The 9725-nt window shown below is 43.6% G+C and carries 8 protein-coding genes; 5 read left to right on the top strand and 3 right to left on the bottom strand.

Going from position 1 to position 9725, the window contains the following annotated elements:
* Positions 1-262 precede the first annotated feature (262 nt).
* The 3 genes from A4R26_RS03730 (at position 263) to A4R26_RS03720 (ending at position 2521) form a co-directional block, all read left to right on the top strand.
* Positions 263-691 (top strand): hypothetical protein, encoded by a 429-nt coding sequence (locus A4R26_RS03730; protein WP_081160576.1) that lies wholly within the window; start codon positions 263-265, stop codon positions 689-691.
* 480 nt (positions 692-1171) lie between these two features.
* Entirely contained in the window at positions 1172-1381 is a 210-nt protein-coding gene (locus tag A4R26_RS03725; protein ID WP_081160571.1) for a hypothetical protein, read from the top strand.
* Positions 1382-1885: 504 nt separating this feature from the next.
* Positions 1886-2521 carry a DUF6266 family protein gene (locus tag A4R26_RS03720; RefSeq protein ID WP_081160566.1) on the top strand — a complete coding sequence of 212 codons (636 nt, stop codon included), beginning with the start codon at positions 1886-1888 and terminating at the stop codon, positions 2519-2521.
* Positions 2522-2766: 245 nt separating this feature from the next.
* Here the strand turns inward: A4R26_RS03720 and A4R26_RS03715 are convergent, their stop codons facing one another.
* A complete protein-coding gene (locus tag A4R26_RS03715) occupies positions 2767-3879 on the bottom strand; it encodes a Fic family protein (RefSeq protein WP_081160563.1) in 1113 nt (370 codons plus the stop codon).
* A 510-nt stretch (positions 3880-4389) separates the two neighbouring features.
* Here A4R26_RS03715 and A4R26_RS03710 point away from each other — a divergent pair.
* A complete protein-coding gene (locus tag A4R26_RS03710) occupies positions 4390-5103 on the top strand; it encodes a hypothetical protein (RefSeq protein WP_081160559.1) in 714 nt (237 codons plus the stop codon).
* Positions 5104-5130: 27 nt separating this feature from the next.
* Complete coding sequence (locus A4R26_RS03705) at positions 5131-5598, top strand: hypothetical protein (RefSeq protein ID WP_133054521.1); 468 nt, start codon at positions 5131-5133, stop codon at positions 5596-5598.
* Between the two features lie 103 nt (positions 5599-5701).
* Here the strand turns inward: A4R26_RS03705 and A4R26_RS03700 are convergent, their stop codons facing one another.
* Together A4R26_RS03700 and A4R26_RS03695 are read right to left on the bottom strand one after the other, a co-directional pair.
* Entirely contained in the window at positions 5702-7894 is a 2193-nt protein-coding gene (locus A4R26_RS03700) for a penicillin acylase family protein (RefSeq protein WP_081160551.1), read from the bottom strand.
* A gap of 173 nt (positions 7895-8067) precedes the next feature.
* On the bottom strand, positions 8068-9675 hold the full coding sequence (locus tag A4R26_RS03695; RefSeq protein ID WP_081160635.1) for an N-acyl-D-amino-acid deacylase family protein: 1608 nt from the start codon (positions 9673-9675) through the stop codon (positions 8068-8070).
* Between the last annotated feature and the right edge of the window lie 50 nt (positions 9676-9725).

Below are 9725 nucleotides of genomic sequence, written 5' to 3'. Positions count from 1 at the left end.
TTAACATTGATCAATTTCTTTGATCAGCCTGTGCTACCTCTGTGTATTTGCTTAACTTAGCATTGGTTATTGATTTCATAATCCTTTCAAATAGGCATTATGCATAACTTTTACAGAAGCAAACTGATCCGAATTTTTTCTCCGGCCGGATATTTGAAGTTTATAAAAGACAGTTCAAACAGAGATTCTATAGTAAGAGTAAAATTCCTTCCTCCAAAACTTGGTTCTTCTGGTTTTGGTAAAATTTACACAGAGTTAAAATATGCATCCAAACAATTCCGCTCAAAAACCAAATATTGATCTCACTCCTGAAATACTCAAGGATTTTATAGAAGTTCAAAAGCAAAAAACAATTAATGAGACTAAGGAGCTTCATTTAAGGGAAAAAGAGCTTGAGTTGAGTGCCAGGGAAACAGAAAAAGCTATGGATCATCAGGCTCAGTACTTGGCGAATAGGCCGGCAGAGAACCGAAAAACCCTAACAAGGATCGGTTGGGTAGTTGGGCTGCTTCTAATAGCTATATTAGGGTTTTTAACTACCTGGATTTGTTTAGGTAAAGAACAGTTCGCCTACAAGTTTTTGCAGGGCTCTGGTTATCTGATTACTACTATTTTAGGCTACTGGCTTGGCAGTAAAAATAAGAAAGAAGATAAAGAAGACCCTAATATTAGTGATGCTGAAGTAGTTTGATAAGTAATTTACATAATCAGTATTATACACCGGTTCTGATGCATAGCATCAAATAAAAAGAGCCCGTAAAATACAAAGGGTACTATCTAGAAGCGAAAAATTACAGGAATATACCTCTACCCTGGTTTGACTAACTTCCCTTTTCTGCATTTGTATTAATTACACAAAGCGGCTCCGTAAATACAATTTCTCACCCATGCAGCATTGCTGTAAAAGCAATGGTATATTACTACACATTATGTGAACGGTCGATCCATGTAAAGAAGTCAAACGAGATGTACGCTAAATAGTAGAGAAAACAGCGCCTCGTTTTTATAATAATTTTCTTTAATTCTAAGCGAAGTCGTAAATTAGATGTACAACACTATCGGACAGACGCATTGCGCACGGCAGACGTTCGATTGGGGTTGATTCGGTGTTCGCTGCATCCGGTTTATGATCTTGCTCATAGTGAAAATTTGACATTACGATTTATGAACTATGGCAAAAGTGCCTAAACCCACTCACAGGCTGATTGTGGATGTAAAAGCAGTATCAAGACTCACTCATCTTTCGATACGCGCTTCCCGCAATCTCCTGACTGAAATTCGTAAAAAGTTAGGTAAAGCCAAACGTGAGTGGATTACATTAAGGGAATTTTGCGAGATGACGCCTTTTAAAATAGAAGATGTCATCCCGTATTTAGAGTGATGAAGGAGGTCATAACGGCCTCCTTCTCGTTTTCCCGTAATAAAAGAACACCTCAACGTTTTTCCTTGCACTACATGCAACTGCAATCCGGTATCGAACCGGTCTTGTGCCGGTATTACTACCTACTTTGTTCGGACTTTCTTCGCATTTCTCCTGAGTACACCCGAACATTCCCCCGGAAAGTCCGAACAACATCCGAACAACGTCCGGCATAATACCCTCCTGATACCGGCACTATCCCGGAAAAACACCCCATTTTCCCATGACCATTCAAGACACATGTAGACCACAGTAGACATATATGGTACACTGTAGACGCACATAGAACAACCTGGGACAATATAGAACAAGATAAAACATGTTAGGATGGGATAGACATGCCCGTGATCTATTCTACAAAAATCCATCTTACTTTTATATCGCACAAGGCAACTGACCAAATACCGGTTATGGTCATTCGTTTGGTGCAGGTCTTTTTTCATTAACACTTAAAATCGATTCTTTATGGGCAAAATGAAAAACGGTATCCTGGATGCATTTTCAGGTACCATCGGAAGAGTGGTTGGTACATCCTGGCGCGGAGTGGCAGTAATGCGCAGCAAAGCACATTCCCGCAAAAATGCCAATACACCAAAACAGCAGGAGCAAAAAGCAAAGTTTAAAACTGCTGCTGACTTTACACAAACTATGCATGATCTGTTGATTCTTGGTTTCAGGGACCAGGCTGTTCAGATGACGGGGGCAAACTATGGTTTGTCGCTGATATTGACAGAAGCCATCGACGGCACCTATCCCGATTTCAGGATCGCCTATGATCGTGTTAAGATCAGCAAAGGTTTATTGCTTAACGTAGAAGGGTTGGCAGTAACTTCACCCAGGGCCGGCGCTATCCTGTTCAACTGGACTGGCACCGATGAAAATAACCGGGAAAAACCAACTGACGTGGCCATTCTCGTTGCACACTGCCCCGATCTGAACAGAACAGTGTTTAAATCGATAGGCAGTCGTGACACCCTGTCTGCTGAACTCCCGGTACCTAAATTCGCTGGTAAAGTGGCGCATACCTGGATCACTTTTGTGTCGGCCAACGGCAGGTTCATTGCCAACAGCGAGTATACCGGCGCCGTAAACGTTAGCTAACGCGAAACGTTCCCGTATCACTAAGAAAACCACTTGCCGGTTACATCCCGGCCGTTAAGCCCGATGCGTATCGGGAAGGGCAATGTGCCCACCCACATAAAAATGCTACCCCGAGGGCCCCGGGGGCGCATTTTTAAAAACGGTTCCTCGTGCAATGTTTTAGGATGATTTTATTAAACCTGGCAGATTTCTTAAAATACAGTTACCGTATACAACGGGTAATTTTTACTGACTTTTAAGCGCCATTAAAGATTTACAGTATATTTTATACTACGCCCTTTCCCCTCACCCAGCAGTATAAGTGCTCCTATTGCAAGTAGCTCTTGTAAATCTCTGGTAGCAGTTGCTTTTGATACTTTGGTGAGCGAACCATATTTGCCTGCATTCATTCCTCCCTCAAAGCCTTTTGGGCCCTCCTCAAGCATACGCTTAATGGCTTTTGTCTGACGTTCACTTAACTTATCTTTAAATCGATCAAAATACTTTACTTTTTTAAGTGTGAATTCAATTTCTTCTTCTGCCTGAATTTGAGCAACCAAAATCGTTCTTACGAAATAATTTATCCATTCAGTTATCTCAATTGATTTTTGTGCTTTTTCAAGTGCATCATAATAGGCTTTTTTGTTGGCCTCAATTGTATAGGAAAGGCTCATAAGAACAGGTCGCCCCATTCCCTGAGCCAATGCTTTTTCCGCAATTGCACGTCCTATTCGTCCATTGCCATCTTCAAAAGGATGGATGGATTCAAAATACAAATGAGCAATAGCCGATCTAAGAGGTGCTTTTTTTATTTCTTTGATTCCGCCTGGTGCGGTTTCATTGAACCATGAAATGAATAGATTCATTTCATGAGGCACAAGCCTTGATGGTGACGCTTCGAAATGTACTTTTTGCTTTCCCATTGCACCGGAAATTACCTGCATTGGCTCTTCGTGGGTTCGCCATTTTCCAACTTCAATATCCTTGCTGCCTGGTAGCAACATTTTGTGCCACGCAAATAATTTTTCCTGAGTTAATTCCTCAATGAAAGTATTGCGTACATCGATCATAAGGGTACCAATACCTTCCGCTTTCTTATCATGGATGTATTCAGAGCTGCTTATTAACCCCAGATTTTTTCTGATTGAAGAGAGTACATCTTTCCGGCTCAAATATTCACCTTCAATTTGTGAAGTTTTAATTGCTTCGGAAACCATCATGTCAATGATAGCTTCCAATTGAGTATCGTTTGGTAACACATTCAAAATACCTGTTACCTTACCTACTTTTTCCGCAAAGAGAAAAAGATCATCTTCTATGCTATCCAGCTTGTAGGTAAAATTTGGCCAGTTTTTATGCTGCCAGTTATATGATTGCATGAGCCGCTTATTATTGTTAATCGGCTCAAATATAGCGAATTTGTGAGCCGATTAATTGGCTTATTCGGCTCACACCTATAGGATCAATAAGCCTGAAATTTATAAATGCCTCCATAACCAATTGAAAAACAATATTATTAATCTTTATTATTAAGACTTATGGGAATTGGACATTTGTAGATGTTCATGTGAAGCAAGGAAGTCTTTTGCATTATTTTGCCATTTATTACAAAGAAAGGAATGAAGCAATTGCAAGGTCCTTTATTCAACCTAAAGCGAATTCTAAGGAGCTCAAAAGTGCAGAGATCTGCTACTTAATATTATTTCTCATTTATAAAGAATGCAAGCAACTAAACATCAATGTTACCCACTTTCGTATTTCCCCCACAGGTTGCCTGAAATTCATTGCTTCCCGTCAAGTTTTCTCTAAATCTCCCTGTAGGCCATTACTTTATTTCAGCTAATTTATTATCATGCGTCATTGTTACACTTCAAAATTAATTCCTGTTTATGACGCACAAGATTTTCCCGACGACCTTGCTTTTTCTGTTTCTTTTCTCTTTTTCTAAAGCACAAAATTGCGATCCCTGGATAATTCAGGCTTACAAACAACTTTATCAGCGCAACCCTTCAGCCGATGAATGCAATATCAAAAATTACAACAACGGTTCCTGGAACAATTACAACGAACTGGTAGGCTATATCAAAACCTACAAGAGCAAAAAGCCCGCATCCATGCCCGCGCTTACCGGCGATCCCTGGATCTTTCAGATTTATAAACAACTCTACAATCGCCAGCCTAATGCCTGGGAACTCAACATCAAAAACTACAATAACGGCTCCTGGAGAAATTACGATGAGTTGAAAAAATACATCTCGGAATTTCAAAACTCATTGAGCAAACAAAACCTGCAGATAAAAACCGGCCCCTGGAATAACAACAATGTACTTGTTGGCTTTTTTATCAATGGCAAACAGGTGGCTGTAAATGTAGTGTCTGCCGGTGGCGGCAACGTGGTTTCTGCCGGAGGCGCTAATGTCGTTTCGGCAGGCGGCGGTAATGTCGTTTCAGCCGGCGGTGCAAACGTAGTAGCTGCCGGTGGAGGTAACATCGTTGTAAATACCAGCATGGCCGGTGTAAATTTCGGCGGTCGGTATTCGGTTCAGTCTGCCGGTACAACAGTTGTTGCTACCTCGGGCAGTGGCGCTTTGATCATTAAATAATCCAATCCCTACCCAATGAATTTTATAATGAAGAAAAACATTCAGTCTTTTTCCCTGGCCTGCCTTTTTATTATTGCCTGCAACTCGGGCAACAATGGCCAGCCGCAAATAGCGAATAATAATTCAACAGTTGAAAGCCCCGATGTTACCGGCAAACATTTTACCGGCAGCATTTCAAACGGCATGAAGGGCGACTCCATCAGTTTTGATGTTTCTGCCGATGGTAAAAAACTGACGAACCTTACTTTTAAAGGTTACTGGCGTTGCAGCGGTAAACTGGAGTCAACTACGGCCGGACCGGAAGGCGCTTTTGATATTGTGAACGGTAAAGTGAGCGGTCATATCAGTGAGCCGCCAAACGGCGGCGCTACCGCCTGGCGGTTCGATCTCGATGCTTCCATACAAGGGAAAAAAGCTTCCGGTACTTTCAGGATGAACATCAACAACCTGGGTTGCGATACGTATAAGTTGAATTGGACGGCTATTGGCAATTGATATAGTTTTGCATTGAATACAATCTCAATTTTTATGTGTATGTGTAGTAGGAAGTAAGAAGTACGAAAAATTAGCAAGCTTCTTACTTCTTATTTCATACTTCCTACTTCAAGATCTCCCCCGGCCGATACTCCCTCTCCACATGCTTCAAAATATCTTCCTTATAAAACAACACCTCTTTAAACACTCCCTTCGTGTACATCTCCGCCTGGTCGCCAAAATGTTTCGATAAGGGATCGCCGCTTTGTCCGCCCGCTAATAATGATTTGGCTTTTACCCGTTTTCCAAACTCTACCGCGCAAATAAAACTATTGCCATTATAGCCATATCTTTTTTTGCTGCCATTCATGTACGCGCTCACATACGAGGGTAAACAACCGTAAGTGCTTGCCGCCATGCCCACCGGCAGGCTCGGCTGGTTGTCATCATATGTTTCCTGTAAAGCGCCGGTCAATCGCTGATAGCGGTTAATGGCGCCCCACGGCATTTTCCAGGTGCTGTATTTGTTGGTTAGGTTATTGACTACCGACAACAGTGCGCCGGTTATTTCGGTTGTGGCGGCCGTTCGCGCATATTCATTCACCCGCGTTACATAATCTACTTCCTGGCCGTTGACCCGTACGCGGTTTATCGCCTGCCGTAATTTTTCTATCCATTCAATGGCCAGCGTAGTGGCAATAGATGTTTCGCCTGATTTCAGGTCCCAGCTTTTTAAGATAGCTATCGGTTCTGCCAGCTTTGTATAAACAGAATCGGTTTTTGATATTTCATTTTCGTAACGCGATACCAGAGCCGGTACCAGCTTTTCAAACGCTGCCAGGTGAGTATTGTAACCGGCTGCTATCATGCTGTCGATGGTGAACCTCTTCGCTTTCTCCATCAACCGTGCTGCCAGTATGCCGCGGAAATTATCCGGCTCCGTTGCCATGTAAAACGGGTATAGCTCTTTTTTCGGATTGCTTATGCCCGCCGCTGTGTATGGGGTAGAATTACAATTTTGGATAAAGCCGCTGGCCGGGTTGTATAAATGAATGGTTTCTGCCAGCGTGTGCAGTCCCTTCCAGTTGGTAGCGGTAATACTGCCATCAACAGGTTCATTCCAGTTGAAACTTGTATCCCTTCGGGGAATGAAGTTGCCATGCCAATAGGCGATATTGCCTTTATCATCGGCAAACACGGTGTTGTTCGATCCGTTCGATACCAGCTCCATATTCTTTCTGAAGGCTTCAAACCCGTTGGCTTTTGTTCGCTGGTACGATTGTATCAATGCATTCATCGAACGGTTCACCGCTTTTACCGTCAGCCATTTTCCATCGCTGCTGCCCATGACCGGACCATGCTGTGTATACCAGGTGGTGAAAGTTTTTGTTTTTATCTGGTCGCCTTCTTTGTAGCGCAACGTTACCGCGCGTTGCTGCACCGGCAGTTCTTTTTTGTTGTACTCGTAAAAGAATTGGCCATTTTTCTTTATCACTTTTTCTGTATACACATCGGCCACATCTGAATACCCCGATGTATGCATCCACCCGCAATGCTCATTGAATCCCTGGTAAACGAACATTTGGCCCCATGTTACCGCGCCATAGGCATTCAACCCCTCTTCACTGATCACATGCACCTCGGGCCTGAAGTAAAACGTTACATGCGGATTGATATACAAAATGGCCTTGCCCGATGCTGTACGTGATGGCGCCAGCGCAAATCCATTCGATCCGGTGGCTATTTCTTCTTCATCAAATTTTTGGGTTAGAACCGTTGATCGCGGATCGCCGGAATAGAAGTTTTTTAAATCGTATGCGGTAATTCCGCCCGATTTAATGGCGGCAATGCTTCCGTCGGTCCACATCAGGTGAAACCAGGGCTCGAAGCGGTTTAGTAGTGCCGGTTTTACTGAAGGGTTCTTATACAAGAAATAATTAATGCCGTCGGCATAGGCCTGCAGTAATTTCTTCAACCACGCCGGACTATTCCCGTAATCCTTTTGTGCTTCGGCAGAGTCTATAAGCAACCGGGTATACAGATCAGTGTATAAGTTTTTTTCTCCATACACTTCCGCGCTTCTGCCCAAAATGTCTATATAATTCGCTTCAACCCGTTTAAAGTCATCTTCGCATTGCGCATATAGCAAGCCGAATGCACAGTCGGCGTCGGTTTTGCCATAGATATGCGGAATGCCCCATTTGTCGCGGATGATGGTTACCTGTTTCGCCTGCTTCTCCCAGCGGCTGATCTCTTCGCGGGAAAAGTTTTGCGCCAGTAATTGCAGTGGCAATAGAAGAAATAGGATGAGCTTCATTGGTTAAAGTTATTGAAAAAGGAAGGATGAAGCGGGCAGATTGTAAATGATCATAGATCTCTATCCAGCGGGGTTCGCCATGTAGTATTTTGAATGCATGCTCTGATTGTAATTGCCGTTTAGTTAAATCATAAAATCGAGCGATATCGACAGCAGCTTCGAAGTTTTCTTCATTACTCATTCCGCCGGCGATCGTTGTCATTTCTCATTTCCCACCCCGGTCCATACAACGCCAAACCACTTCTAATCCCAGTATGTTTGCTGTTGTCAACAACTACCTGTCCGTTCACGATCACATAATGAAAACCGGTTGAATATTGGTGCGGCTGTTCAAAGGTAGCATGATCGGTTACGGTTTTATCATCGAATATTACGATATCTGCAGCCATACCTTCTTTCAGCAGGCCACGGTCTTTTAGCTGAAACTTCTGCGCGGCAAGCGAGGTCATGCGGCGAATGGCTTCTTCGAGCGTGATCACTTTTTCCTCCCGTACGTATTTACCAAGCACACGCGCATTGGTACCATACCCACGCGGGTGCGGCATGCCTTTGCCCGGCACGGGAACACCGGCATCGGCTCCGGTCATACAGAAGGGGTACTTCATAATAAATTTCACATCGTCTTCATTCATGCTGTGATATACCATTTGCGCACCGCCTTTCTCAACCATATCCATAATGGTTTCGGCTTCCTGGGCTGCTTTTGATCTGCGGCCCATCAACCTGTTTATTTCGGTAATGTTTTTACCGTTGTAGGTGCTGTCGGCCGAATAGTTGGCCACCACACAATAACTGTAATTTTTGAATTTGTATTTGCGCAACTGCTGCAGCATTTCTTTTTTGATCTTTTCGCGAATAGCAGGGTCGTGCAAACGAATTTTTAAGGAATCATTGCCGCCGGCAAATGCCCAGTCGGGCAGGCGCACACCCAGGTTGGTACTGCTGGCTGTGTATGGATACTGATCTATGGTTACATCCCAGCCTTCCTGCCGGGCCTGTTGCACCAAACCCAGTGTTATGTTGCTGGTGCCCCAGTTGGCTTTTCCGCCAATTTTAAAATGGGACACCTGCACCGGGATATTCGCCGCCTTTCCAATATCGATGGCTTCATTGATTGCCTCTACCGCTTTGCTTTCTTCATTGCGAATATGCGATGCATAAACGCCGTTATAGCGCGATGCTACTTTTGCCAACCCAACTACTTCATCAGTATTGGCAAATGTACCGGGAATATAGATCAAGCCTGTACTGATGCCAACCGCGCCATCTTTCATGGCGGTTTCTACCAGCGTTTCCATTTGTTGCTGTTCTGCAGTCGTAGGTAAGCGGTTTTCGCGTTTCATTACTTCCTGCCGCACGGTGTTGTGCCCATATAATGTAGCTACGTTGATGGAGGGATGCAGACTGTCGATGCGGCGAAAGAAGTTTTTTATGTTGGAAGAGGATCCGCCGCAATTGCCGGTGATAACGGTTGTTACGCCATCGTGAATATAATTATCGGCTGTTGGCCATTGAAAAATGCCGCCCTCAATATGTCCGTGCACATCGATGAACCCCGGCGCAATAATCATCTTATTAGCATCGATGGTCTTTGTTGCGGTATAATTGGCAAGTTTACCTGTGGCAATTACTTTTCCGCCTGTTACGGCTACATCGCCATAATACCAGGAGTTACCGGTACCGTCGACGATGCGGCCATTTCGAATAAGTATATCGCAGGATTGTTGTCCAAAGCAGAATGTACAGGCGATCAGCAGGATGGCGGTTAATAATTTTCTCATAACTGTTTTAAAATTACTTAACCATTTTAACATTTCGGGCTGCGTTTTTA

Origin of the sequence: Niastella populi (assembly GCF_002078015.1) — a bacterium.
Taxonomy (GTDB): Bacteria; Bacteroidota; Bacteroidia; order Chitinophagales; family Chitinophagaceae; genus Niastella; species Niastella populi.
This window is presented reverse-complemented; position numbering and strand designations above follow the sequence as displayed.

Coding starts and splice junctions, on each gene's coding strand:
- A4R26_RS03730 (WP_081160576.1), top strand. CDS start 263: ATGCATCCAAACAATTCCGCTCAAAAACCAAATATTGATCTCACTCCT.
- A4R26_RS03725 (WP_081160571.1), top strand. CDS start 1,172: ATGGCAAAAGTGCCTAAACCCACTCACAGGCTGATTGTGGATGTAAAA.
- A4R26_RS03720 (WP_081160566.1), top strand. CDS start 1,886: ATGGGCAAAATGAAAAACGGTATCCTGGATGCATTTTCAGGTACCATC.
- A4R26_RS03715 (WP_081160563.1), bottom strand. CDS start 3,879: ATGCAATCATATAACTGGCAGCATAAAAACTGGCCAAATTTTACCTAC.
- A4R26_RS03710 (WP_081160559.1), top strand. CDS start 4,390: ATGACGCACAAGATTTTCCCGACGACCTTGCTTTTTCTGTTTCTTTTC.
- A4R26_RS03705 (WP_133054521.1), top strand. CDS start 5,131: ATGAAGAAAAACATTCAGTCTTTTTCCCTGGCCTGCCTTTTTATTATT.
- A4R26_RS03700 (WP_081160551.1), bottom strand. CDS start 7,894: ATGAAGCTCATCCTATTTCTTCTATTGCCACTGCAATTACTGGCGCAA.
- A4R26_RS03695 (WP_081160635.1), bottom strand. CDS start 9,675: ATGAGAAAATTATTAACCGCCATCCTGCTGATCGCCTGTACATTCTGC.